General features: G+C 41.8%; 22 protein-coding genes and 1 other RNA gene. 15 read left to right on the forward strand and 8 right to left on the reverse strand.

Annotation, left to right across the window (positions count from 1 at the left end; all coding sequences use genetic code 11):
- The 5 genes from argB to B4F08_RS16610 form a co-directional block, all read left to right on the forward strand.
- A partial coding sequence (argB, locus tag B4F08_RS16590) for an acetylglutamate kinase (RefSeq protein ID WP_291375434.1) occupies positions 1 to 504 on the forward strand: 504 nt, incomplete at its 5' end.
- A 168-nt stretch (positions 505 to 672) separates the two neighbouring features.
- A complete protein-coding gene (locus B4F08_RS16595) occupies positions 673 to 1,521 on the forward strand; it encodes a class II glutamine amidotransferase (protein ID WP_086208204.1) in 849 nt (282 codons plus the stop codon).
- Positions 1,522 to 1,794: 273 nt separating this feature from the next.
- Positions 1,795 to 2,250: a bacteriohemerythrin gene (locus tag B4F08_RS16600; RefSeq protein ID WP_086208203.1), complete on the forward strand. Its 456-nt coding sequence runs from the start codon at positions 1,795 to 1,797 to the stop codon at positions 2,248 to 2,250.
- A gap of 142 nt (positions 2,251 to 2,392) precedes the next feature.
- Complete coding sequence (locus tag B4F08_RS16605) at positions 2,393 to 3,475, forward strand: hypothetical protein (RefSeq protein WP_291375436.1); 1,083 nt, start codon at positions 2,393 to 2,395, stop codon at positions 3,473 to 3,475.
- On the forward strand, positions 3,475 to 3,798 hold the full coding sequence (locus tag B4F08_RS16610) for an RnfH family protein (RefSeq protein ID WP_086208201.1): 324 nt from the start codon (positions 3,475 to 3,477) through the stop codon (positions 3,796 to 3,798). The genes B4F08_RS16605 and B4F08_RS16610 overlap by 1 nt, the downstream gene beginning before the upstream one ends.
- Positions 3,799 to 3,844: 46 nt before the next feature.
- Here the strand turns inward: B4F08_RS16610 and B4F08_RS16615 are convergent, their stop codons facing one another.
- Entirely contained in the window at positions 3,845 to 4,243 is a 399-nt protein-coding gene (locus B4F08_RS16615) for an outer membrane protein assembly factor BamE (RefSeq protein ID WP_086208200.1), read from the reverse strand.
- 112 nt (positions 4,244 to 4,355) lie between these two features.
- Here B4F08_RS16615 and fur point away from each other — a divergent pair, with 112 nt between their 5' ends.
- A complete protein-coding gene (gene fur, locus B4F08_RS16620) occupies positions 4,356 to 4,793 on the forward strand; it encodes a ferric iron uptake transcriptional regulator (RefSeq protein WP_086208199.1) in 438 nt (145 codons plus the stop codon).
- 66 nt (positions 4,794 to 4,859) lie between these two features.
- Here the strand turns inward: fur and B4F08_RS16625 are convergent, their stop codons facing one another.
- Together B4F08_RS16625 and B4F08_RS16630 are read right to left on the reverse strand one after the other, a co-directional pair.
- Entirely contained in the window at positions 4,860 to 5,981 is a 1,122-nt protein-coding gene (locus B4F08_RS16625) for a PilT/PilU family type 4a pilus ATPase (RefSeq protein ID WP_291375437.1), read from the reverse strand.
- Between the two features lie 26 nt (positions 5,982 to 6,007).
- On the reverse strand, positions 6,008 to 7,045 hold the full coding sequence (locus tag B4F08_RS16630) for a type IV pilus twitching motility protein PilT (RefSeq protein ID WP_086208197.1): 1,038 nt from the start codon (positions 7,043 to 7,045) through the stop codon (positions 6,008 to 6,010).
- A gap of 122 nt (positions 7,046 to 7,167) precedes the next feature.
- Between B4F08_RS16630 and B4F08_RS16635 the strand changes: the two genes are divergently transcribed.
- Together B4F08_RS16635 and B4F08_RS16640 are read left to right on the forward strand one after the other, a co-directional pair.
- Positions 7,168 to 7,857 (forward strand): YggS family pyridoxal phosphate-dependent enzyme, encoded by a 690-nt coding sequence (locus B4F08_RS16635; protein WP_291375439.1) that lies wholly within the window; start codon positions 7,168 to 7,170, stop codon positions 7,855 to 7,857.
- Positions 7,858 to 8,060: 203 nt separating this feature from the next.
- Positions 8,061 to 8,795, forward strand: a complete 735-nt coding sequence (locus tag B4F08_RS16640; RefSeq protein WP_291375441.1) for a hypothetical protein — start codon at positions 8,061 to 8,063, stop codon at positions 8,793 to 8,795.
- Positions 8,796 to 8,932: 137 nt separating this feature from the next.
- Here B4F08_RS16640 and B4F08_RS16645 read toward each other — a convergent pair whose 3' ends face one another.
- Positions 8,933 to 12,529, reverse strand: a complete 3,597-nt coding sequence (locus tag B4F08_RS16645) for an AAA family ATPase (protein WP_291375443.1) — start codon at positions 12,527 to 12,529, stop codon at positions 8,933 to 8,935.
- 9 nt (positions 12,530 to 12,538) lie between these two features.
- A complete protein-coding gene (locus B4F08_RS16650) occupies positions 12,539 to 13,792 on the reverse strand; it encodes an exonuclease SbcCD subunit D C-terminal domain-containing protein (protein WP_291375444.1) in 1,254 nt (417 codons plus the stop codon).
- A 399-nt stretch (positions 13,793 to 14,191) separates the two neighbouring features.
- On the opposite strand from B4F08_RS16650, the gene B4F08_RS16655 reads away from it, so the two are divergent.
- The 3 genes from B4F08_RS16655 (at position 14,192) to B4F08_RS16665 (ending at position 16,934) form a co-directional block, all read left to right on the forward strand.
- Positions 14,192 to 15,169 (forward strand): GGDEF domain-containing protein, encoded by a 978-nt coding sequence (locus B4F08_RS16655; RefSeq protein ID WP_291375446.1) that lies wholly within the window; start codon positions 14,192 to 14,194, stop codon positions 15,167 to 15,169.
- A 338-nt stretch (positions 15,170 to 15,507) separates the two neighbouring features.
- Entirely contained in the window at positions 15,508 to 15,954 is a 447-nt protein-coding gene (locus tag B4F08_RS16660; protein ID WP_086208191.1) for an ABZJ_00895 family protein, read from the forward strand.
- A gap of 59 nt (positions 15,955 to 16,013) precedes the next feature.
- Positions 16,014 to 16,934, forward strand: a complete 921-nt coding sequence (locus tag B4F08_RS16665) for a TIGR01777 family oxidoreductase (RefSeq protein ID WP_291375447.1) — start codon at positions 16,014 to 16,016, stop codon at positions 16,932 to 16,934.
- Positions 16,935 to 16,941: 7 nt separating this feature from the next.
- Here B4F08_RS16665 and thiO read toward each other — a convergent pair whose 3' ends face one another.
- Together thiO and hemB are read right to left on the reverse strand one after the other, a co-directional pair.
- Positions 16,942 to 18,051 (reverse strand): glycine oxidase ThiO, encoded by a 1,110-nt coding sequence (gene thiO, locus B4F08_RS16670; protein WP_291375448.1) that lies wholly within the window; start codon positions 18,049 to 18,051, stop codon positions 16,942 to 16,944.
- Between the two features lie 29 nt (positions 18,052 to 18,080).
- Positions 18,081 to 19,094, reverse strand: coding sequence for a porphobilinogen synthase (gene hemB / locus B4F08_RS16675; RefSeq protein WP_291375449.1), 1,014 nt, complete (start codon positions 19,092 to 19,094; stop codon positions 18,081 to 18,083).
- Between the two features lie 108 nt (positions 19,095 to 19,202).
- Here hemB and B4F08_RS16680 point away from each other — a divergent pair, with 108 nt between their 5' ends.
- The 3 genes from B4F08_RS16680 (at position 19,203) to B4F08_RS16690 (ending at position 22,636) form a co-directional block, all read left to right on the forward strand.
- Complete coding sequence (locus B4F08_RS16680; protein WP_291375451.1) at positions 19,203 to 19,700, forward strand: thioesterase family protein; 498 nt, start codon at positions 19,203 to 19,205, stop codon at positions 19,698 to 19,700.
- Positions 19,701 to 19,948: 248 nt separating this feature from the next.
- Positions 19,949 to 21,100 (forward strand): efflux RND transporter periplasmic adaptor subunit, encoded by a 1,152-nt coding sequence (locus B4F08_RS16685; protein ID WP_110974858.1) that lies wholly within the window; start codon positions 19,949 to 19,951, stop codon positions 21,098 to 21,100.
- Positions 21,101 to 21,106: 6 nt separating this feature from the next.
- Complete coding sequence (locus tag B4F08_RS16690; RefSeq protein ID WP_291375453.1) at positions 21,107 to 22,636, forward strand: DHA2 family efflux MFS transporter permease subunit; 1,530 nt, start codon at positions 21,107 to 21,109, stop codon at positions 22,634 to 22,636.
- 99 nt (positions 22,637 to 22,735) lie between these two features.
- On the opposite strand, the gene glpK is transcribed toward B4F08_RS16690, so the two are convergent.
- Entirely contained in the window at positions 22,736 to 24,220 is a 1,485-nt protein-coding gene (gene glpK, locus B4F08_RS16695; protein ID WP_119064987.1) for a glycerol kinase GlpK, read from the reverse strand.
- Between the two features lie 130 nt (positions 24,221 to 24,350).
- Between glpK and ssrA the strand changes: the two genes are divergently transcribed.
- Positions 24,351 to 24,709, forward strand: a transfer-messenger RNA (tmRNA) gene (gene ssrA / locus B4F08_RS16700).
- The last annotated feature ends 112 nt before the right edge of the window (positions 24,710 to 24,821 follow it).

The following is a 24,821-nucleotide window of genomic DNA, read 5'->3' on the forward strand; positions in this document are numbered from 1 at the left end:
CTGCGTGCACAAAAGTTACTGATGGAAAAAACTGCGGAAGATGGCACAGTACAAAAAATTGATCTTGGCCTAGTCGGTGAAGTGACCAGTGTTAAAACTGATGTATTGGAGATGTTTAGCAGTGGTGATTTTATTCCTGTGATTGCACCCTTAGGTGTGGATGAAGAGGGCAATACCTACAACATCAACGCAGATTTAGTGGCTGGAAAAGTAGCTGAAGCCCTTGGTGCTGAAAAGCTGATTTTGTTGACCAATATTTCAGGTGTTTTAGATGAAAATAAAAACCTACTTACGGGTTTAACCACTCAAGAAGTTGACCGTCTCATTGAAACGGGCGTGATCTACGGCGGGATGATTCCGAAAGTGGGCTGTGCGCTAGATGCGGTGAAAGGTGGTGTGGTGAGCGCGCATATTGTGGATGGTCGTGTGCCACATGCAACACTGTTGGAGATTTTTACCGATCATGGTGTGGGTACATTGATTACCAACCGCAGTAAACACTAAGTATTTTGAAAGCCTCCTCGGAGGCTTTTTTTAAGCCTATACGTTTTATAAAAATGGTTTTATGCCCGAATGTGTTCGGGTTATGAAGCATTGTGAATTGCAAGCCAGTCAGGACTCATGCACAATAAAACCATCATAAATAAATATGTTTGAAATAAGATCAAGATTATGTGCCAACTGCTCGGAATGAATTGTGCAACACCGACTGATATTACCTTTTCATTTCGAGGCTTTTCGCAGCGGGCGGGGATTACCTCAGATCATTGTGATGGTTTTGGAATTGCATTTTTTGAGAATAAAGCCTGTCGTTTGTTTGTTGATAATCAATCTGCAGTTGAGTCACCGATTGCTGAATTAATTCGGAACTATCCGATCAAATCACGCAATGTGATTGCCCATATCCGCAAAGCGACGCAGGGAAAAATTAACTTAGAAAACTCACATCCATTTAGCCGTGAGCTATGGGGGCGACAGTGGATTTTTGCGCATAATGGCGATTTGCATGACTTTGATCCTGTACTGTCAGGACGTTTTACCCCTGTGGGGAATACTGACAGTGAACGTGCATTTTGTTATTTGCTAGATCAGTTAGTGAACAAATTTGGTTATGTTGAGCCAAGTTTAGATCAAGTTTTTGATTTATTAACCGATATTTCTCCACGGATTGCGGAACATGGTACGTTCAATTTTTGTTTGTCTAATGGGCAGGCACTTTTTAGTTACGCTATTACCAAACTGCATTGGTTGGTGCGAGAGTACCCATTTAAACCCGCGCAATTGATTGACCTTGATGTTGAAGTGGATTTTAGTCAAGTCACTACTGCAGAGGATCGAGTCGCTGTGATTACTACAGAGCCTTTAACTCAAAATGAAGCATGGACGGCCTTTGCACCAGGGGAAATGATTTTATTTCAATATGGCAAAGCGATACGGCATGAAATGACGCATGTAGAACGCTTAGTCCGGGAAGCTAAAGACCCATCATTAAAAAGAGTGACCAAAGCAGATCAATATTAAATTATTCCAAAATAGATAAAATATAAAAGCATGCTGATAATAATGTTAAGCATGTTTTTATTATTTTTTGTGTATTAAAAATAATAAATTGGTTAAAAAATAACTTATTCTTTTGCTCGGGTTTAAATTAATATTTTGATATAAAATAATTACTTATATTGAATATGATGCTAATATCAGAAACCCTACTAAATTGATTCACTTTTATTTTCATCACTAACCGATATGATTAATTCATGTAATTAATCTATTAATTTTTATTGGGTGGTCGGAATGATAATGAAGTGGGTTCCAGAATATAATACTGGTATCGATGTGATTGACGATCAGCACCGTCGTATTTTAGATTACATTAATGAAATTGAAGCAATTGATGTTGATACTGATCGTGCACGTGTAAAGCAAATTCTAGAAAATATTATTGATTACACACAATCTCATTTTACTTTTGAAGAATCTCTTCAAGAAGAGGCGGGTTATAAATACCGTGTACCACATAAGCGTGTGCATGATTTATTTATTAAAAAAATTGAATCTTATCGTGACCGTTTTGAGTTAGGACAGTCGATTGAAGCTGAGTTGCATGAAGTATTGTCGAAATGGCTGATTAATCATATTCAACACGATGATGCTGACTATGTCGGGGCAGTGAAAGAAAACATGATGGGGATCATCAAAGAAAAAGAAAAGAAAAAAGGGAAAAACTGGTTTGCTCGCTTCTTTTCATAAGTGAGCATAACAAGGGATAAAAACAATAAATTTTAATTATATTTAGCGCAGCAAATCATCAGTTTTGGTGGTTTGCTTTTTGTTTTTGATTTTCATAAGAGAGCAAGGCAAAATAGCGCAAGACTTATTGAAGGAACGCATCATGCAAGACAATGCTATGTCACGATGGTTATCGCCGCTGATGGCATTTTGTTTATCATTTATTATTATTGCCACACTTGCACCATTGGTGGGAATTCAGGTTGAACGTCAGCTCGACTTTTGGTTGCTCTGGTTATTTACCATGCTGATCTTGGCTTTACCTGTGTGTTATTTAGAAATTGCCTTAGCAAAGCGTTCAAAAACTACGGCATTAAACGCATTATCAAGTTTAACCCGTGATGCAGATGCATCACAAACTTGGCGTCTTGTGGGTTGGCTTGCAGTTGTCTTTATTCCTTTCTTGGCAGGTGGCATGCTCTCTAATGCTGCACAGCTCCTGAATCAATATGCACTGCCAGATAGTATATCACCCGTGATTTTTGGTGGTTTGGCTGTGGTTGCCATCGCTTTGTCTTTTGCACCACGGAAGCTAATTTTAGCCCTAACGGCTGTTGGTGTAATCGTTTCATTAGTCGTAGCCAATGTCTCTGGAGCTGGTGCGGCTGAATGGCAAGTGACGCCTGTTGAATTCTCAGAATGGGGCAGTGCAACGGTATTGGCATTAGTGGCAAGTGGTTTAGGACTCGGTCTGTACTGGCAAAATAGCCTGCTACAGGTTCAACAGCAAGATGCTGCAAGCAAGACGGTTCTACCCATTTGGATTGCACAAATTTTAGCCGTGGTTGCTTTTGCATTTTTTGCAGTACAAGCAGCATTACCTGCGTATGCCATTGCGTTGACTGCAGTTGCAGCAGCGGCCGTGTTGTTGCAGATGGCACGTGAACAGTTGGCACAGCGTCAACTGAATGTGGTCATTCAATGGTTGATACTTCTGGCTGCGACATTGGTTTGGTTGATTCCAGCGACTGGTCCGATTTTTAACATCTTACTGATGCTTTGGGGCTTAGTGATTTGTTTGATTTATGCCATTTTTGCTGGTTGGATTATGAAAATTAGCCATTTACGTAAGTCAATGAACTTTAGCAATGAAGCTTTTTATAATATTTGGCGTATTGCGGTGCGTGTGGTCTTACCCGTTTCTATTGTATTGGCTATTGTGGCTGTGCTTGGAAAATTGATCTAATGAGCCAGCTTCACTACGTCTGGGTTGCTTATGCAACAGCAAACCAGCAGTTTCATCTCCGGGTTCCGTTTGCTGAGGGGATGACGGCATTGGATGCGATTCAACTGAGCGGTATTTGTTCTCAAGTTGAATTACCAGAACCATTACAACTGGGTATTTTTGGTGTTCGTTTAAAAGAGCATGCGCAGATATTACAAGCTGGGGATCGCGTTGAAATTTATCGAGCTTTAAGCATTAATCCTAAAGATATTCGTCGGATACGTGCAGAAAATAACCCTGTGGGGCGCTTTGCCAAAGGCAATCGCTTAAAACAATCGAAGTGATATGAAAAACCCCTCTGTTGAGGGGTTTCTTTTTTATTATAAGGCTTTATAGTGGGGGCGCGTTTAGAATCGCTTCTTTCGATGCTGGTAAGCCTGGCTGAGATTCAGGGATGCTTTCTAAGCCTTCAATTTTTTGGACAATACCATTTGAGTCAAAGTAGATTTGCAGGTGTTGCCCATGCGCAGCAGGAATCTTGGCTTTTTTAGCATAGGTTCCTGGGGTATAATTGTAGATGTAGTCCCAACGTAGTGGATTCATTGGATCTGAAAGCGTAGGGCTGCCAAGTAAAAAGCGAACTTGTTGATGGCTCATGCCAACTTGTATTTTTGACGCTTGTGCTTGAGTTAATGGTGTACCTTGAGGAATATCAACTTTATAAACGCCCAAGGTCGAACAACCTGCGAGCAGTGAAGTGACGAATAACGTCAACATGATTTTTTGCATTTTGCTACACTATCCCAAATTAATTATGATGCAATTGAGCCACGGATAGATCATACTGCATCTACACTTTGTTGCATATTCTAACTTTAAATTTGTTGAGAGACCTTTTTACATGCCAATTTCAAATCAAGATCTACGCAAAGCTGGACTTAAAGTTACACTTCCACGAATTAAAATATTAGAACTATTAGAAAATTCAAAACAACACCATTTAAGTGCGGAAGATATTTATAAGACTTTACTTGAACAAGGTGAAGATGTCGGTTTAGCAACTGTTTACCGCGTGTTAACGCAATTTGAAGCAGCGGGTATTATTCAGCGCCATCACTTTGAAAATAACCACTCTGTTTTTGAAATTATGCAAGATGATCATCATGATCATATTGTGTGTCAAAACTGCAATAAAGTGGTTGAATTTACGAATGAAGTGATTGAGCACGAGCAGCATGAAGTTGCTGAAAAACATGGCTTTACTTTAACCGGACACTCGTTGAACCTGTACGGTTATTGTGATGCTACTGAATGCCAAGACGCGCTACGTAAAAAGTAAGATGTTCATCTAAGATATAAAAAAGGGCTTCATGAGAAGCCCTTTTTTTAGTTTGAACGAATAAAATTAAGCTTGTCCATCAAACGTGATATTTGCACTGGCATGCAATAGACGATCGCCGCCTTCTTCTGATAATTTGATTTGTAAACGTAAGTCGTTTGGTGAGTCAGCGTGTTTCAGCGCATCTTTATAGGTAATCTGCTTGGCTTTGTACAAATCAAACAAGGCTTGGTCAAAGGTTTGCATACCAAGTTCACGAGAACGCTTCATCAAGTCTTTAATTTCGTGGATTTCGCCTTTACGGATCAAATCGGAAATTAACGGTGAGTTAATCAAAATTTCAATGGCAGCACGGCGTGAATTACCATCTGGTGTTGGAATCAACTGCTGAGCAACCATCGCTTTAAGATTTAAAGATAAGTCCATAAACAATTGGCTATGACGGTCTGCTTCAAAGAAGTGAATAATCCGGTCGATGGCTTGGTTGGCGTTGTTGGCGTGCAGTGTTGCAAATACCAAGTGCCCCGTTTCCGCGAAGGCAATTGCATAATCCATGGTTTCGCGGGAACGAATCTCACCAATCAGGATCACATCAGGTGCCTGACGCAAGGTGTTTTTCAGCGCGATTTCAAAAGAGTCCGTATCAATGCCGACTTCACGCTGGGTAATAATACAGCCTGCATGTTCATGAATAAATTCAATCGGGTCTTCAATGGTAATAATATGACCTTTCGAATTCTGGTTACGATACCCAATAATTGAAGCCAACGAGGTTGATTTACCTGTACCTGTTGCACCCACAAAGATGATGATGCCACGTTTGGTCATCGCTAGTTCTTTGAGTACAGGTGGAAGTTTTAACTCGTCCATGGTTGGAATCTTGGTCTCAATTCGACGCAAAACCATACCTGGCATATCACGTTGTTGAAAGGCACTGACACGAAAACGCGCAGTTTTATCACGATTCATAATCGCGAAGTTACACTCACGTGTATCCGCAAATTCTTTACGCTGCTTCTCGCTCATGATGGAGTTCAGCAGTTGTCCTACGACATCACCTGTCAGTTTGCCTTTAGCTACAGGCACAATTTGACCGTTAATTTTCATTGAAGGTTCAACATCAGCGGTGATAAATAAATCTGACGCTTTTTGTTGAATCATATAATTGAGTAAGTCGTTAAAATCCATATCTCTACCCCAAATCCATTGTTTTCTTATAAGAATGTTTCAGGTTGTTTAGCAGCAGTACGTGCGGTCTGTGGACTAATCACCCCTTTAGTGACCAAATTTTTCAAACTTTGGTCCAGTGTGGTCATGCCGTAGTTTGCACCAGTCTGAATAGCAGAATACATCTGTGCCACTTTGTTTTCACGAATTAAGTTACGAATGGCAGGAATACCAATCATGATTTCATGCGCGGCAACACGTCCACCGCCATTTTTCTTGAGTAAGGTTTGAGAAATGACGGCCTGTAGAGATTCAGATAGCATGGCACGAACCATGTCTTTTTCTTCAGCAGGGAATACGTCAATCACACGGTCAATCGTTTTTGCAGCAGAGGTGGTATGTAATGTACCAAAGACCAAGTGACCTGTTTCAGCTGCTGTGAGTGCCAAACGAATGGTTTCAAGGTCACGCATCTCACCTACGAGAATAATATCAGGGTCTTCACGCAGAGCAGAACGTAGTGCTTCATTAAAGCCATGTGTGTCACGGTGCACTTCACGTTGGTTCACGAGACATTTTTTTGATTGGTGCACAAATTCGATGGGGTCTTCAACGGTTAAAATATGGTCATAACGGTTGTCGTTAATGTAGTCAACCATAGCGGCCAGTGTAGTTGATTTACCCGAACCAGTCGGACCTGTTACCAGTACGATACCACGCGGAAATTCACAAATATCTTTAAAGATTTGTCCCATACCCAAGTCTTCGATAGTCAGAACTTTGGATGGAATAGTACGGAATACAGCACCAGCACCGCGGTTTTGGTTGAATGCATTCACACGGAAACGTGCAATGCCTGGGACTTCAAAGGAAAAGTCTGTTTCTAATAATTCTTCAAAATCACGACGTTGTTTGTCATTCATGATGTCATAAACCAACTTATGCACTTCTTTGTGTTCTAAAGCTGGTAAATTAATTCGACGAACCTCACCATCGACACGAATCATCGGTGGCATACCCGCAGATAAGTGTAAATCTGACGCACCGTTCTTAGCAGCAAAGGCTAGTAATTCTGTGATATCCATAATTTCCCCGAGATCATATAAATGCTAATTATTTTGATAGAATAATAAGGCTTTCAAACAACTTAACCAACAGTTTGTTGAAAGGCAAAGCAAAAAAGATGACTGAAATGAGACCCTCGTCAATGAATATCCTGCAAAACTCACGTCAACATGTGTTATCCCAAATTCAGCAGGCCTGTGAGGTTTCAGGGCGTGATGTACAATCTGTGCAGCTTTTAGCCGTTTCGAAAACACATCCAAGTGAAGTGTTACGAGACATGTACGTTTGCGGTCAACGTGCCTTTGGTGAGAATTATCTGCAAGAGGCTCTGCAGAAGATTGAGGTGTTACAGGATTTAGATATTGAATGGCATTTTATAGGACATGTACAACGCAATAAAACCAAACATTTGGCTGAAAAATTTGCATGGGTGCATGGGGTAGATCGTTTAATTATTGCTGAGCGGTTATCGACTCAGCGACTTGCCACCCAAGCAGCCTTAAATATTTGTCTACAGGTTAACATTGATGGTCAGGACAGCAAAGATGGCTGTCAACCTAACGAGGTTTCTGAGCTGGTACAAAGCATTAGTCAGTTGCCTTACATCAAACTGCGTGGTTTGATGGTCATTCCAGCACCAAACAATGTGCAGGCTTTTACGGCGGCGAAAGTGCTATTTGAGCAAGTGAAAGCACAGCATGCACATCCAGAAGACTGGGATACGCTTAGTATGGGGATGTCGGCAGATATGAATGAGGCAATCGCTGCGGGTTCAACCATGGTGCGTGTTGGAACAGCTTTGTTTGGGGCGAGAGACTATTCACCACATTGAGCTGTTGAGGCATTAAGGTCAAAAAAGCTTCTTGGTATTCAAATATGCTGAGAAGACTTAACTTACAATTTTATAAAACTAAAACGCTGCTGAAAAAATAGGCTTCATTTAAACTGATTGAATTGCTTGTAGATTTAAGTTACTGAGTTATTGGAACAGACACTCTGACAATGATAAAAACTGCATTTAGGATGAACCCAAAAATGGAAAAAATTTATTTATTTCTCTCTCTGATGCTGAGTTTATTTTTGGCAGCGTGTAGTAGTACAAATACTCACATGGAGGAAGTGACAGCTGAACCAACAGCATTAAACGCGACGGTTTCTCGAGCTGAAAAATTGGGTACGAAATGGGGTGATGAGCTTCGTTCAAACGTAACAGAAGTGAATTTAAAACGTTTATCCAGCAGTCCAATTGCTGAATCACAAGTTCGCTATGCCAGTAAAACATATACAGGCAAAGCGGTGAATAGTATTTCTTTGGCGGCCGGAAAAATCAGTTTTTCAATTATAAATGATGCACAGCGTCCACTGCCTTTATTTCGAGATGGTCAGCAGTATTATTTATCTGGCAAAGATGGACAAAGTTATCAACTCAAATACCAAAACCATAGCAATAGCACCTTTGAAGTGGTTGCCAGTGTGGATGGTTTAGATGTGATTAATGGGCGTTCCGCATCTCGTAGCAACTCAGGTTATGTGCTTCGTCCACAGGGTGAGCTGATCATTGAAGGTTTCCGTAAGAGCGATTCCGCGGTGGCATCTTTTACCTTTAGTCGACCTGAAGAGGCTTATGCGGCAAATTCAGCTCATGGTTCCATCCAAAATACAGGTGTGATTGGTACAGTCATTTATCCGTTAGAGTCTGCTACGGCAGTGGACAAGGCAACTGATGCATCTAAATATGCACCACCACCAAAAGCATTCCCAGCGGATTAAAAGTTGGCGTTCTGCTTTCTCTATTGAAATGGCGTTTAGTGGGAGCACTTACATTAAGTAGGATGCTCCTATTATTTTTAGCAGGGAACTGTATCTTAAAAAAAAAGATCAAACTTAGACCATTAAAAAAGTTGAAATTATCCCACCACCTCAATGGTACTGGCACCTGCGCCTAGAGCTTTAACTTGGATTTGGACAGGAATACGTTCATGCATTTCTTGGATGTGTGAAATCAGCACCACCTTACGGCCTTGGTTTTGTAGTTGATCGAGAGCATTCATGACCATGTGTAGCGATGATGCATCTAAAGTCCCAAAGCCTTCATCAATGAACAGCGATTCGATTTTCATTGAGCCCGAGGCCATATTGGCGATGGCAAGAGATAGGGCAAGGGCAGTCAAGAAAGACTCGCCTCCTGAGAGTGATGCAACGGAGCGGGTTTCTCCATCCATGTCATGATCAATAATAGCTAGACTGAGCGAGTGATCCAAACGCTTTAAGGTATAACGCTGTGAGAGTTGGTTGAGCTGTTGGTTCGCATGTTCCAGTAAAATATCAAGATTATATTGCTGCGCATAATCACGGAATTTCTTGCCCGTAGCATCGCCCATCAGACCTGATATTTTCCCCCAACGATGTTCTTCTTGTTGAATGTTTTGAATTTGATCGACAAATTGTTTTTGTTTCACCACATTTTGCTGTTGTAACTCAAGTTTCAGTTTGAGCTGATCGCGTATTTCAAGTTGATTATTGAGTGCAACCTGATGCTCCTGCATGTGTTGCTCTAACTGTAGTGGATCAATCTCAGGTTGATACTTGAGATGTTCTTGCAATTGTTCTTGTATGGTTTTCAAAGCAGCATCGGCTTCATTCAGTAGGCGTTCAGCATGCTGTAATTTTTGACGGATCTGTTGCACTTGTGCAGGGTTAATTTCAGCAAGCGTTTTTAAGTCTTGCAGTTCAAACTCAGGATGTTCTTTGAGCCAATGCTGGATTGTATTTTCCACATCATCTGCACTACTTTGGTTTTGCTGTAATTGTGCTTGAAGTTGTTTTAGCTGACTTTTGTCTTGCTCAAATTGATGACGTAATTGCTCAAAATGTTGCTTGATCTGTTGGTAATGGCTTTGTGTCTGTTGGCGCTGATGATCGTGTTGAATAAGCCATTCGTTGGCTTTAATACCCGTTAAGCCTGTCATCTGTTGGATCAATTGATTGGCTATTTCTGTATTCTGCTGTCCTTTTTGTTTGATCTCACTAAGCCGTTCAGCGGTTTCTCTGATGTGTTGGCTCGTGTGATCAAGATTCTGTTGATTGGTCTTGAGCTGTTGATTGGTCTGATCGAGTTGCTGACGCCATTGTTCCAGTTGTTCTAGTTGCTGTGCACGAGTCTTTAGACGTACTAACAGTTGCTGTGCAGCCAAGCTAGTCTGTTGTTGCCAAACTGTTTTTTCAGCATCAGATAAATACTGGGCAATGTGTTGAACTTGGTTTTGCAAACTATTTGCTGTGTGTAGCAAGTGTTCAGTCTGTTGAATGTTTTGGATGCAGTATTGCTGGGTTTTAATATTATGTTGGCACTGCTCAGATTGCTGTTTGAGTTGCTGTAGATCGAGCGTATGTTGCTGAATGATCTGCTCAAATTGCATGTTTATTTCTGATTTTGTTTGTGTCAGGTCGAGTGCAATATCTGCTGTTTTACCGTGTGCAATCAGCACGCTTTGTAATGGGCTGATTTTTTCAGAAAGTTGCTGGATTAGTGTTTTGCGTTGTTCTATTTCTGCATTGAGTTTGGTGAGTTGTTGCTGTGCTTGCTGCCAAGCTTGAAAGCTTTCGAGCTCTTTTTGGTTTGCTTGTTGTTCCTGCTGTTGTTGAAGCTCAAACAGGGCTTTGGAGAGCGCAGTATCTTCCATTTTATAAGGATGTGATGTACTTCCACAGACAAGACAAGGTTCGCCCTCTTGGAGTTCAGCACGTAAATGTTCAACATTCTCAGCATGTAAAAGCCGTTGCTGTTGTAAAACTTGTTGTAGTTGGATGCGTTCACTTTTGGTTGATTGAAAAGCCTGATCTGCTTGCAGCGTATGCTGTTGTAAGGCTTGTTGCTGAGTTTGAGCACTGTTGAGCTGTTCTTGCTGTTGTGCAATATCAGTCTTCAATTCAAAAAACTGTTGAACTTTTTGCTGAATTTGCTCAATTTGACTGAGCTGATTGATCTTCAACTCTCGTTGCTGCTGTGCTTGCGCAATCTTAACTTCCAGCTCTTCGATGTGACCAAACTGTTGTATGGACTGTTGTAGTTTTATCTTTTGTTCTGACAGTTGCTGTTCTACTTGAGTTTGTTGCCCGAGTTGATATTCAATGTTTTGGTATTGTTGAATAAACTGTTCGAGTTGTTGGACATGGGCGCTGAGGCCTTGGTCTAAGCTTGTAAACTGTTGTGAACTTTCCAGTTGCTGCTTACACTCGGTTTGCTGACGCTCAATGTGCTGAATCTGCTGTTCAAGCTTTTGTTGTTGCTGGGTTAGGGGGAGCTTAGACTGTTCTAAAGCCTGCAATTTTTCCTGAGCTTTCTTAAACTCAGCCCCGATAAAATCACGTTCTTGAATACATTTACGTACATCATTCAATGCATCATGATGGGTACTTTCAAACTGTTGTAGTTCATTCACTGCCGTTTCAGCTTGTATGAATTGAGCTTTTTCAGTCTCAAATTGCGTGAGTAAATGATCAAATAACTGTTGTTGTTTTTGCAGGCGGGGCAGCAGTTGTTGTTTGGTTTGAAGTAGCTGTTGTTGTTGGAACAGCATAGGTCGAACTTCTGAGAAGATCTCTAAACGAGCCAAGCGTTCACGCTCAGGGTTTAATTCCTGTTGTAACTTATACTGTGCTTCGACCAGTTGTTGTTTAATGATGATTTCACTGTCGAGTTTCTGCTTGCTTTCAAACCATTGCTGTTGTTTTTGCAGTTGTGACTTTTGGGCTTCGAGTTGTTGATAGCTGTGGTCACTATGTTGGAATTGTGCGGATAGTTCTGCAACTTGCTCATCGGTTAACAGTTCAATATGACCCAATACATTTTCTAGCTCTTTGCGCTGAGTCGCGACCAGTTTGGTTTTCTCATAAGCCAGTTGTCCAATTTTGCCAAAAATAGCCGAATTGGTGAGATATTCCAATAATTCGCCGCGCTCATTGTCTCGTGCTTTTAAAAAAGCAGTAACTTCGGATTGTGCCAGTAGAACAGCGCGCGTGAATTGTTCAAAGCTCAACTGGGTAATACGTTTGATGTTTTCATCGACGGCTTTGGCTTTATCCGCAACAACGACACCATCGGTGACACATTTTAAATAGCGCTGTACGTTTTGTAGTTTCCCGTCAGCTTTTTCTCGTGAACGTTTCAATTCCCATCGAGCGATATAGCGTTTTTGGTCTTGTGCAATAAAGCAAAGTTCAGCATAACCATGCGCGGTACCACGACGCAGTACGGTCAGTGGGGAATTGGTGAGTAGTTCTGAGCCATCGACATCTTGAATTTTTCCATCGCTGTCTTTGAGGCGTGGAATACGGTTAAACAGTGCCAAACACATTGCATCTAAAATGGTAGATTTGCCTGCACCTGTTTTCCCTATAATGGCAATAAGCCCTGCACTGGCTAAAGGATCACTTTCAAAATCAATCAAGTGTTCGCCAGAAAGTGAAGCAAGGTTTTTTATTCGAATGGAAACAATATTCATAGTAAACCTTTAAGCCTCGTATCCATCTTCAAGGGATTGTTCAGCTTCACGCATTAAACTCATAAAATCCTGTAGCACAGCGGCATCATGCTGATAACCCTGTTTTTCCCAAATTTGCTGAAACAGTTTTTCTGGTGTGGGCGGTTCTAAACTTACTTTAGCAGGGGCATTGAGGTCTTGCTCCGTGGCTAAGTACTGACGTGAAATACGGACTAAACGATAACGATTTTTAGGCAGGGCATCTTCAAACTGTTGTCTTAAATTGGGCTGAGGCGGAACAGCTGTATGATATTCAATATCGACATATTCACGTTGATCAATCAGCTCAATTTCACCTGCTGGTAAGGCTTTGAGTTTGTCCAGCACCTCATGTAACTCCCCCCGTATTTTATGCAGTTGAATACTACGTGGTATAGCGAGTACATTTAACTGGAAACGTGAGGCATCTTTCTGTAAGGGGTCAAGTGTCACTTCAAGAACTTGATGTTTGTAGTTAATTTCACTAAATGACAGGGGGATGGGTGAGCCGCTATAACGGATATGCTCTTCACTGACTTTTTGCGGTTTATGTAAATGCCCGAGTGCTACATAGTCAATGATTTCATCAAATAATGCTGTTGAGAGTGCTTCTTCATTACCAATCACAATCGGACGTTCAGAGTCTGAGGTTTCGCCACCTTGCATATGTGCATGAGACATTAAAATCAGGGCTTGATCTGCTGTTTTGCGGGCTTTGGCCTCGGCAATCAGTTGTTGATGCAAATAGGCAATCGCGTTTTGGCTATTGGTGGTGTGTTCATTAACGCCTGTAATTTCAGCGGGGCGTAAAAAGGGCAGGCTCAGACACCATGCCACAATATTCTGTTGTTCATCTAAAATGGGCACCAATAGATGTTCAAGGTCGATTTGTTGTTCAGTATTTTTATGAATGACACCGACTGCTTTGGCATTGTATTTCGCCAGTAAAGGTTCAACTTGTTCAATGCGATAACCTGAGTCATGGTTGCCTGCAATCATGAGCGTTTGCATGTGGGGGGCACGTGCATGCGCATCGGCTAAGAACTGGTACAGTTGTTTCTGTGCACTGGATGCAGGATTGATGACATCAAAAATGTCTCCTGCAATAAGTAAAGCATGCGGTTGTTTTTCACTGATTTGTTGTAGTAACCATGCTAAAAACTGTTCATGTTCATACTGGCGGGAATGGTTATAAAAGAACTGTCCCAGATGCCAATCCGATGTATGAAAAAAACGAACAGCCATAGATGCCCCAAGCTCAAAACGCAATAGAGCTATAAGCTAACATAAATCAAACTTGTTCGAAGGATAATCATCAGCTCTACGTCAAACCTTGACGTAGATGATTGAGCTGATAGCTATAAGTTGCATGACACTGAGATATGGCGGGATTATTATGTGAAAAGGAAAGTAATGGATGTGTTTGATTAACACTATAGTAAAAAGATTAAATATGATTAAAAAATGTTCTTTTTATGAGCTATTATGTATCTGAATGAAATTGTATATCGTTTCGTATGCATAAAAAAATGTAAAAATTGATTAAGTATTCAATTTCAATAATTTATAACAATGATTTATGAAGAAGGTTAAAAAACAATAAATCATTTATCGAGTAAGACTGGGTATAAGGAGAAAATAACTATGTCTGATTCTATTTTCAATTCGCCCCGTATCGTCAATGATCTGGTGTATAAGACGCTGATTGAATCAACACTTGCTATTCCTTGGAGCATAGATTGGGAAACCAAAACTTTTAGTTATATTGGCCCACAAATTGAAAAAGTATTAGGTTGGAAACAGGATTCATGGAGAACTGTTGAAGACTGGGCAATGCGTATGCATGAAAATGACCGGGCATGGGTGGTTGATTTTTGCGTGGCACAGTCGATTTCTGGTGTCGACCATGAGGCAGACTACCGTGCGCTGACTATTGACGGGGAGTATATTTGGATCCGCGATGTGGTTCACGTGGTTAGAAAGCCAGATGGGGAAGTGGACAGTCTGGTCGGATTCATGTTCGATATTTCTGAGCGCAAAAGACAGGAACAAGAGTTAGAAACGCTGAAAAAGCAATTGGAAGAATATTCGTATCAAGATGGCCTTACGGGTATTGCAAACCGTCGGTTCTTTGAAGATTGCTATCAACGTGAGTGGCTTAATGCGCAGCGTGAGCAGAAACCACTGACATTAATGTTATTAGACATCGACTATTTTAAACAGTACAACGATTATAATGGTCATATTTTGGGGGATGCATGCCTCAAACAAATTGCACAATTGTTGAAAAAAAATGTGTCGCGTCCACGTGATTTAGTTGCACGTTTTGGTGGGGAAGAGTTTGTTTTGGTTTTACCAGATACATCTCAAGATGCTGCCATTGAAATTGTAGAACGTATTTTGCAGAGTATTCGGACAGCCGATATTTGTCACAGTTCATCGCCATTAGATCAGCGTTTATCCGTCAGTCTAGGAGTAAAGACAATTGTGCCTATGTTTAATCATGACAAAATGACCTTCTTAAAAGAAGTAGATCGAAATTTATACTTGGCTAAAGAACAAGGACGAAATGGCTACGTTATTCAAGATGAGTCTGCTGTTCAACATTTAACGTATTATTAATCTATTCTTTGCTTCCTCATCTATTGATGGTGGGGAAGTTCTAAAAAATCAGTTGCCCAAAAAATAAAGACCGACGATTCGAGTGATGATGAAATCGTCGGTCAAAGAAAACTGCTTCATGCTTAAATGTTGGCTGCTAACAACATTTAAATTTGGAGCCAATCTTATTGCTCTAGGAAAGGTCACCGTACGTATTGTGGATGCCAGTACAATATTTTGACGGTTGCTGCGACCTTGTACCCTATTTAACGCAACTCAACTTCGATTGGTTGACATGAAAATGAAAAAAAATTGAATTTTTTTTATAATGAGTTTTTAGCTAGGTTGTAAGCAGCGCTATGGTATCACTAACACGATATTTTCTTTGGTTTTTTTTCTTGTGTTTTATTTTTAGCTGCGTATGCGGTGTGTTAGCAGCACTGCTACCTACAGGTTTGGGCGGTGTATTAACAGCTGTACCGTATTTGGTGGCTATGATTTGGGTGCTCCAAAAATTTATTAAACAACAGCGCCGTGCGCCGACCCAAGCTGAACGTAAAAAATTTACTTTGGGTTTTAGCCTGATATTTTGGGGCTATAACTTGGCTTTTCTTTTGCTTGGTTTATTCATTTTTGCCCAAGCTGATGCTGAAGTGGGACAAAACTTTATGCTTTATCTGCAACAGCCACAGTTCGTCGCGATTATCGTAATTATGTTTTTACTGGTTGCCATTCCACTTTGTTTGCTGACCTATTGGTTCTATGGCAAACAAGCAGAACGTATGGCGGCAAAAATTGTCGCTTAATCGTAAAGCTTTCTTCTAAATGCTATAGTCTGGTGAAAAGTATCATTTGAGATCACGCTATGCAAAAAGAACGTGTATTGGTGACAGGAGCGAGTGGTTTTATTGGTTCAAACTTGCTTAATTATTTATTAGAAAAAGATTATGAAGTCATTGGTTTAAGTCGGCAGAAGAATCTTTCAAAAATACATCCACATTTAATCTGGATTCAAACCTTGGATGAATTGAAACATGATCGAATTGATTATGTGGTAAATCTGGCGGGGGAAAGTATTGCTCAAGGGCGTTGGACAGATGCCCGCAAACAAAAGCTGATTGCCAGTCGTGTTGAAATGACGACAACACTCTATCAGTATCTAGCCAAAAGAAATATCCAACCGAAATGCATTATTTCAGGCTCAGCGGTGGGCTATTATGGTATTGACCCGACTGAACAATGGACAGAACGTTGTACAGAACAGTCTCCACCGCAGTCGATTTTTATGTCGGAGTTATGTCAAAAGTGGGAGCAATCTGCGCGGCAAAACACAACGCAAAATACCAAAATCATCCGCTTGGGGGTGGTCTTTGGACGCGGGGCGGGCATTCTGCCGCAAATGTTGTTTCCGATTAAAATGAATCTGTGTGCTCGAATTGGTTCAGGACGACAACCTGTGGTATGGGTGCATATTCAAGACGTGTTGCGAGCGATCGAGTTTTTGATGCTACATGAAACGACTGAGCAGGTCTTTAATGTCGTCAGTCCAGAAAAAGTCACCCAGTCGGCGTTTGCACAAACCGCAGCTCAAATTCTAAAACGTAAACCTTTACTTTCTTTGCCTGCTTTTGTGTTGAAATTGCTCTTAGGCGAGCAGTCTCAACTGGTGTTAAATGGTCAGTTTGTCCGTCCGCAAGCGCTGAGCAATCAAGGCTTTGAGTTTAAGTATCCGACTTTAAAAGAAGCATTGCTTCATCTCATTCAGCCCAAAGCGGGATTGTGGTGAAGCATCATCACGCAAAATGTGCTAAACGTTCTGGAGTATAGGCAGTCGCATCAACAGTTAATGGGTGCTCCAACATTAACTCACGCAGTAGCCGTGCAGATGCGGGTCCCATACACAGACCATTTCGATAGTGGCCGAAGTTTGCCCAAAGATTGGAAATTTCAGGAAATGCTCCGATATAAGGGACGCCCGTTGGTGAACTTGGGCGTAGACCTGCCCAATGCTTCACAATTGGGAAATCAGCCAGTTCTGGCACCATGTCCACACAGGCTTTATAAATATTTTGTTGGGTTTGTAGGGAGGGGCGTTGGTCAAAACCGACATCCGCCATGCTTGAGCCACAAACGACATGACCGTCTAAACGTGGAATCAGATACATGACCTGATTCATACACATTGTTGGGAGCCAGTTTTCAGGGGTTTTAAACAGCAACATTTGCCCTTGTACAGGGTTCACTGGAATGCTGCATTGGAGTTGTTCGGACCAGTGCTGTGACCATGCGCCTGTTGCAATCACCACATGATCTGCATGATAACTTTGACCATCAGCAGTTTTTACCCCTTGAACTTGCTGATTGACTATGTCAAACCTATGTACCCATGCTTGCTCATGGAAAGTGACTTGTGATAGCTGTTTGAGATATTCCACAATCGACTTGAGCAGTCGGGGATTGCGGACGTTAGCTAACTGTGGAAAATGGATGGCTTGTTGAAAGCGCGTTGAAATACGTGGATTGATCTGTTCCAGTTGCGTGCGTTGTAAAAGTTCACACTGCTGCATCGGTTCCTGATGTTGTTCTTTATAATTTAGACCAATATCAAAATCAGCTTCGTCAAAAATTAGCATACCTGTTTCATGGATTTCAAAATCTATCCCTGAAACGGGGCTAATTTTTTCATTCCATGCTTGATACATGCTTTTGCCATATTTGGCGAGGTCATTGACACTTTGTGGATAGCGCCACGGGTACATCGGAGAGAGAATACCTCCACCTGCCCATGAGGCCGCTTGTCCTGCTTGTTGTTGGTCAAAAATCTCCACTGAACAACCGTGTTCAATCAGCTCAAGCGCTGTCAGTAATCCACTGATACCTGCACCAATAATGGCAATATGCATTGCAACTCAATCCTTCTGGTGTATTTCTTTTACTTCATGTCTTTCAGTTTGAGTGCCGCTTCTTCTGCAAAATAGGTCCAGATGCCATCGGCACCTGCGCGGCGGCAACTCATCAGTGATTCAATAATCACGCTGTCCGATAACCAACCATTTTGAATGGCTGCGGCAAGCATGGCATATTCACCACTGACTTGGTAAACGAAAGTCGGGACGCCAAAAGTGTCTTTGACTTCACGAACAATGTCCAAATAAGGCATACCTGGTTTGACAATTACCATATCCGCGCCCTCTTGAATATCAAGGGCGATTTCATGTAAGGCTTCTGCGCGGTTGCCGACATCCATTTGATAGTTGTATTTGTTGCCACCTTTAAGGTTGCTCGATGAACCGACTGCATCGCGGAAAGGACCATAGAAACTTGATGCATATTTTGCTGAATAGGCCATGATCGAGGTGTAGATATGGCCATTGGCTTCAAAGGCTTGACGGATGGCACCGATACGACCATCCATCATGTCACTGGGTGCGAAAATATCAGCACCCGCTTCCGCGTGGCTTAAGCCTTGTTTAATTAGTGCCTCAACGGTTTCGTCATTGAGTACATAACCTGTTTCATCAATAATGCCATCTTGACCATGCGTGGTATATGGATCAAGTGCACCATCGGTAATCAGCACCATTTCAGGCAATTCTTTTTTGAGCAGACGTAGCGTGTTTTGAACCAAACCATCTTCACGCCATGCTGCTTCGGCACTGAGGCTTTTATCTTCTTGAGGAGTCACTGGAAATAGTGCGAGTTTCGATACACCAAGTTCAAGTAAACGCTCCGCCTTTTTGACAAGTAAGTCAGCAGATAAGCGCTGAATATTTGGCATACTGGGAATATCTTGGGTTTGCTTCTGTCCTGGCAGGACAAATACTGGATAGATGAGATGATCTGGCGTTAAATGAGTCTCACGGACCATAGAGCGCAGATGTTCATTTTTACGAATACGACGCATGCGAGTAGCGGGAAACGCGGGACGATTGAACGTATAGGTCATAAAAATCTCGATAATCAGTATTAAACTAGGTCAGTATTGTAGACCTATCTGGTGGTTTTGGGCAGATTTGGATAGGTTTTTATTGTTTGCATGCTAAAGCAGGGTGTTATGAATAGTGGTGAAAAAAGCTGGACGGGCAGCATACACTTAGGAGCGAAAGTGGATATTGATGTGGTTTTTGAGCAATTGGTCAAGGCTTTTAATGCATCGCCATTTTTTAAGCACAACAGTATGAGCATGTGTGTAGTCAATGGACAGATTGAAGCCTATATAGATATGCAGGATTACTTAATTGGTAATGTCGCGTTCCAGATTTTACATGGTGGCGTGGCTGCAACGATCTTGGATAGTGTTGGTGGTATTGTGGCGATGGGGGAGCTGTATAAAAAAGCCGAACCTGACACGATTGCAGATACCATCAAAAAAGTATCACGTTTAGCGACAGTAGATATGCGGGTTGATTATCTTGCGCCGGGACGTGGAAAATATTTTATTGCACGTGCTGAAACCCTGAGATTGGGGCGTAAAGGTTGTACGATGCGTATGACCATGGTGAATGATGAAGATCGAGCGATTGCAACAGCTATTGCTTCGTATGCATATTAGGTCTATATGACTAAACGACTAATAATTAAGTGAAATTTATAGCACTCAGCAGGAAGTTGGGTGCTAAAAACTAAAAAAGACTGTGCAGTTACAAATTATATTCTCAAAATATGATTATCTAATCGTAAAATGCATCAAATTTTATAGTGACTTTCTCATCGACACCAATGCAGACAAGTTTTTTGTCTGATGTCCCTTTAGAAGGGATGATGCCGGCTGACCAAGTCTGTTAGATTTAGGAAAAATCAATGACAGATGCCTCAAATACACTGCCAGATACTGATACAGCCAATCAAATTAGTGATCAAACACTGAAAGCAAAACGGAAGAAAAGTTTAACTTTTGTTGCTCTAATTCTGATTATTGCTGCCGTTTTATACTTGGTTTGGAAACTGTTTTTTCAACATTCAGTTTCTACAGACAATGCTTATGTGGGTGCAGAAACGGCATCCATTACCTCTATGGTGACAGGTCAAGTTGAAAAAGTCTTGGTCAGTGATACTCAGAATGTGAAAAAAGGTGATGTGCTGGTTTTAGTGGATCATCGTGATGCTGAAATTGCTGTAGCCCAAGCTCAAGCTGAATTACTTAAAGCACAGCGCCAATATAAACAAAGTGCCGCCAACAGTAGCTCTTTAAACTCGCAAGTCTTTGTAAGTGATGACGCCATTCACAGTGCTGAAGCGCAAGTGGCTAAAGCCCAAGCTGAGCTAAATAAAGCACAGGATGACTTGAACCGTCGCCAGCAGTTGAGTGCAACAGGGGCAATTTCCAAAGAAGAGTTGAGTACTGCACAAGCCACATTCAATAATGCGCAAGCCGGCTATAACTTGGCACAGGCTGGTTTAGCTCAAGCAAAGTCGAGCCAAAAAGCGGCACAAAGCAATTTGGCTGCCAATGAAGCCTTAATTCAGGGTAGCAATGAAAACTCGATGCCTGATGTTTTAGTGGCACAAGCAAAATTAAAACAAGCTTTGTTAGACCTAGAACGTACAGAAATAAAAGCGCCTTTTGATGGTGTGGTGACAAGCCGGAAAATCCAAGTTGGACAACGTGTGGCACCGGGTTCAGTACTCATGATGTTGGTTCCTATTTCACAGTTATATGTCGATGCGAATTTTAAAGAAAGTCAGCTTGAAAATGTACGTCCAGGTCAAAAGGCTATTTTAACCTCAGACTTATATGGGGATTCGGTTGAATTTCATGGCACAGTCTTGGGCTTTTCAGGCGGTACGGGCTCTGCCTTTGCATTGATTCCTGCTCAAAATGCGACAGGAAACTGGATCAAGGTCGTACAGCGCTTGCCTGTGCGTATCCAACTTGACCCGAAAGAACTGACTGAGCACCCTTTACGTGTTGGCTTATCTATGGAAGCTCAAATCGACTTGAAATCGAAGTAGTTGCTTATGAATAGCTACGTTCCCTATGGCGACTTAAAAGGTGGTCGCCTCATGCTGGCAGCCTTTGTTCTTGCTTTGGCCAACTTTATGGTCGTGCTAGATATGACGATTGCCAATGTCTCTGTACCTCATATTACGGGAAGTCTTGCTGTATCAAGTTCGCAAGGGACATGGGTGATCACCTCCTATGCTGTGGCTGAGGCAATATGTGTTCCTTTAACGGGATGGCTTGCAGGTCGTTTCGGTGGGGTCAAAATTTTCATTTTAAGCCTAATAGGCTTCACGGTATTTTCAGTACTGTGTGGTTTATCAACCAGTTTAGAAATGTTGGTTTTTTGCCGAATCGGTCAAGGTCTATTTGGTGGTCCGATCATGCCACTCAGTCAGATGTTGCTGATGCGAATTTTCCCTCCTGAGAAACAATCTCAAGCGATGGGTATGTGGGCAATGACGACTGTGGTTGGTCCAATTCTGGGTCCAATTTTAGGCGGAACCATCAGTGACAACATGTCATGGCATTGGATTTTCTTTATCAATATTCCAGTCGGTATTTTCTGTGCATTTGCAGCAATGCGTTTATTAAAACCAGCAGAAACAGCAACAGCAAAACTGAAAATTGATATGGGGGGCTTATTGCTATTGGTGCTTTGGATTGGGGCATTACAACTCATGCTCGATCTGGGGCATGAACGTGACTGGTTCAATAGCCCTGTGATTGTGGTATTGGCTTTAACCGCTGTGATTGGTCTGGTGATCTTTACCATTTGGGAGCTGACCGAACGACATCCAGTGGTGAATATCCAAATCTTTAGATACCGTAGTTTTACTATTTCTGTTTTAGCATTGGCCTTTGGTTTTGGTGCTTTTTTCGGCAGTATTGTGCTGATTCCGCAGTGGCTACAGATCAATTTGGGTTATACCGCAACTTGGGCAGGTTATTTAACTGCAACTATGGGGTTTGGTAGTTTAACCATGTCGCCAGTTGTGGCAAAGCTAGCAACCAAATATGACCAACGAGCACTGGCGAGTTTTGGTTTGAGTATCTTGGGTGGGGTGACGTTGATGCGTTCATTCTGGACCACAGACGCAGACTTTTTCGCATTGGCATTACCACAAATCTTGCAAGGTTTTGCTGTGCCTTTCTTCTTTATTCCTCTGTCGAATATGGCATTATCGTCTGTGTTGCCACATGAAATGGCATCTGCCGCAGGTTTAATGAACTTTTTAAGAACCATGGCAGGGGCAATTGGGGCATCAGTTGCCGTTACCATTTGGGATGACCACACTAAAGTTGCACGTAGTGAAATGGCAGGTAGTTTACATACAGACCAGACCCAATCCCTGTTAATACAGCAGGGGATGAGTTCGGAGAGTGCTTTAGCTTATATTTCCAGTCTAGTCGATAAAGAAGCATTAACCTTATCCGCAAACTATATTTTTCTGATCTTAGCATTAGTATTTCTTTTCGCTGCTGCCATTATTTGGCTTTGCCCTAAACCTAAATTGGGTGTCGGTGGTGGAGGGCATGCACACTGAGACCATAAAAATTCACTTAAAAAAGAACATGCCAGTCAGTTAAGGAACTGACTGGCATGTTCTTTTTCAACCCTAGATTTTATTCGATAGAATTAGGAATTAAATTTCAGACTTTGCACGTTCTAATGCAGACTGCCATTGCTGTAAGTGAAAATCACGTTGATCTGAGCTCATTTGGGGTTCAAATGCACGCTCAAGTTGCCAAGACTGTGCAATTTCATCTAAGTTAGAAAAGATACCAGACCTTAAACCTGCCATGGCAGCAGCCCCCCATGCTGTAGATTCTTGCATTTTAGGACGTAAAACAGGCACATTTAAAATGTCTGCCTGAAACTGCATAAGCATATCATTTTGACTCGCACCGCCATCGACACGTAATTCTTTGAGTGGTTGCTGAATATCAGCTTGCATGGCGGTCAGTACATCTGAGACTTGGAAGGCAATAGATTCTAAAGCTGCACGTGCAATATGGGCTTTGTTGGTTCCACGTGACATTCCACATAGTAATGCACGAGCTTCACTGTCCCAATGTGGCGCACCAAGTCCAGTAAAAGCAGGGACAAGGATAACGCCATCGGTATCCTTAACTGTACAAGCCAGCTTTTCGACATCGCCACTTTTTTGAATAATGCCTAAATTATCTCGTAGCCATTGCACAATTGCTCCTGCCATAAATACGCTACCCTCTAAGGCATAAGTGGTTTGATTTTGCGTTTTCCAGCCAAGTGTAGAAAGCAGTTTATTTTTACTGTACTGAACGGTGTCCCCCGTATTGAACAACATAAAACAACCCGTGCCATAGGTATTTTTAGCTGTACCACTTTCAAAGCAAGACTGGCCAAACAGCGCAGACTGTTGGTCACCTAAAATCCCTGTAATTGGAATATTGGCTCCAAGTAGTCCTGTTGCAGTATCGGCCACATAGGTATCTGAATTGATAATTTGAGGAAGTAGTGTAGATGGAATATTAAAGAGTTCTAATAGCTCTTCATCCCACTGCTGGGTACTCAAATTCATCAGCATGGTACGAGATGCATTACTAACTTCGATGACGTGATTTGCGCCTTGAGTCAGATTCCAAATGAGCCAACTGTCAATGGTACCAAAAGCTACATGACCTTCTGTCGCCAATTTACGGAGACCGTTGACATGTTCAAGTAACCATACCAATTTTCCAGCACTAAAATAAGGATCAATTCGAAGCCCTGTTTTGGATTGAATTTTGTGGCTCATGTTTTGCTGAAGGAGTTGGTTGCACCATTCAAAAGCACGACGATCTTGCCAAATAATGGCAGGTGCAAGTGGTTGCCCTGTACGTTTATCCCATACGACAGTCGTTTCTCTTTGGTTGGTGAGACCAATGGCTTGAATGTCTTTGGCAAGGATGCGAGCCGAGGCGAGTGCTTGCTGTACAACGGCAATTTGTGAGCTCCAAATCTCTTGGGCATCTTGTTCAACCCAGCCAGATTGAGGGGTGTGTATGCGTGTTTCGCGTTGTGCCGTTGCCTGAACTTGACCTTGTTCATTGAAAATAATGGCACGACTCGAAGTGGTTCCTTGGTCGAGTGCAAGTAAGTAGCTCATAAATTATTTTATTGTTGGACTTGAAAACCAAAATATTAACGCAATTATGTAATTAAGCGCATCAATATGTGTGTTTGTTTAGAAAATAGATCGTATTTTCTGGCAACTATGCTATGATTGGCGCTACTTTGGGGGTGTTTCTGGCTTCGACGCTGGTGATGAAACTCATAGATGCATGTCGAGAGCGCATTTTCTCTCGTAAATCAAATTTGCATTTTTTAGTCGCAAACGACGAATCATACGCTCTAGCTGCCTAAGGGCAGCTTGTCCGCCTCTCCGAATACTTGTGGTTAGAGAGTCCGACTGAAGCGCACGCACACAAGTCCGTATAAAACCAAGCCTCGGGGTTTTGTACTAAATTAAGAGGATCGCGATTTGTACCCTGTTCGTCGGGTCACAAAGAGTTAAAACAGTAGACGATATCTAAGCATGTAGTATTCTCGAGCGTAGTGCTGGCGGACGCGGGTTCAACTCCCGCCACCTCCACCAAATACCTAGTTTTATATGACGAAATATAACTGAATATAAAACGAAAAGGCTTAAATCTTAAGGGTTTAAGCCTTTTTTCTTGCCTAAATATAACTAAACATAAACGCATATA

The sequence above is a fragment of the Acinetobacter sp. UBA6720 genome, from assembly GCF_002454215.1.
Taxonomy (GTDB): Bacteria; Pseudomonadota; Gammaproteobacteria; order Pseudomonadales; family Moraxellaceae; genus Acinetobacter.

What these genes read in the sequence shown, in the direction of transcription:
- B4F08_RS16605 (WP_291375436.1), top strand. Translation starts at nt 2,393, where the DNA reads ATGCAAGACAATGCTATGTCACGATGGTTATCGCCGCTGATGGCATTT.
- B4F08_RS16640 (WP_291375441.1), top strand. Translation starts at nt 8,061, where the DNA reads ATGGAAAAAATTTATTTATTTCTCTCTCTGATGCTGAGTTTATTTTTG.
- B4F08_RS16680 (WP_291375451.1), top strand. Translation starts at nt 19,203, where the DNA reads ATGAATAGTGGTGAAAAAAGCTGGACGGGCAGCATACACTTAGGAGCG.
- fur (WP_086208199.1), top strand. Translation starts at nt 4,356, where the DNA reads ATGCCAATTTCAAATCAAGATCTACGCAAAGCTGGACTTAAAGTTACA.
- B4F08_RS16630 (WP_086208197.1), bottom strand. Translation starts at nt 7,045, where the DNA reads ATGGATATCACAGAATTACTAGCCTTTGCTGCTAAGAACGGTGCGTCA.
- B4F08_RS16660 (WP_086208191.1), top strand. Translation starts at nt 15,508, where the DNA reads ATGGTATCACTAACACGATATTTTCTTTGGTTTTTTTTCTTGTGTTTT.
- B4F08_RS16650 (WP_291375444.1), bottom strand. Translation starts at nt 13,792, where the DNA reads ATGGCTGTTCGTTTTTTTCATACATCGGATTGGCATCTGGGACAGTTC.
- B4F08_RS16690 (WP_291375453.1), top strand. Translation starts at nt 21,107, where the DNA reads ATGAATAGCTACGTTCCCTATGGCGACTTAAAAGGTGGTCGCCTCATG.
- B4F08_RS16600 (WP_086208203.1), top strand. Translation starts at nt 1,795, where the DNA reads ATGATAATGAAGTGGGTTCCAGAATATAATACTGGTATCGATGTGATT.
- B4F08_RS16610 (WP_086208201.1), top strand. Translation starts at nt 3,475, where the DNA reads ATGAGCCAGCTTCACTACGTCTGGGTTGCTTATGCAACAGCAAACCAG.
- B4F08_RS16685 (WP_110974858.1), top strand. Translation starts at nt 19,949, where the DNA reads ATGACAGATGCCTCAAATACACTGCCAGATACTGATACAGCCAATCAA.
- B4F08_RS16665 (WP_291375447.1), top strand. Translation starts at nt 16,014, where the DNA reads ATGCAAAAAGAACGTGTATTGGTGACAGGAGCGAGTGGTTTTATTGGT.
- B4F08_RS16615 (WP_086208200.1), bottom strand. Translation starts at nt 4,243, where the DNA reads ATGCAAAAAATCATGTTGACGTTATTCGTCACTTCACTGCTCGCAGGT.
- B4F08_RS16635 (WP_291375439.1), top strand. Translation starts at nt 7,168, where the DNA reads ATGAATATCCTGCAAAACTCACGTCAACATGTGTTATCCCAAATTCAG.
- B4F08_RS16595 (WP_086208204.1), top strand. Translation starts at nt 673, where the DNA reads ATGTGCCAACTGCTCGGAATGAATTGTGCAACACCGACTGATATTACC.
- B4F08_RS16645 (WP_291375443.1), bottom strand. Translation starts at nt 12,529, where the DNA reads ATGAATATTGTTTCCATTCGAATAAAAAACCTTGCTTCACTTTCTGGC.
- thiO (WP_291375448.1), bottom strand. Translation starts at nt 18,051, where the DNA reads ATGCATATTGCCATTATTGGTGCAGGTATCAGTGGATTACTGACAGCG.
- glpK (WP_119064987.1), bottom strand. Translation starts at nt 24,220, where the DNA reads ATGAGCTACTTACTTGCACTCGACCAAGGAACCACTTCGAGTCGTGCC.
- hemB (WP_291375449.1), bottom strand. Translation starts at nt 19,094, where the DNA reads ATGACCTATACGTTCAATCGTCCCGCGTTTCCCGCTACTCGCATGCGT.
- B4F08_RS16655 (WP_291375446.1), top strand. Translation starts at nt 14,192, where the DNA reads ATGTCTGATTCTATTTTCAATTCGCCCCGTATCGTCAATGATCTGGTG.
- B4F08_RS16625 (WP_291375437.1), bottom strand. Translation starts at nt 5,981, where the DNA reads ATGGATTTTAACGACTTACTCAATTATATGATTCAACAAAAAGCGTCA.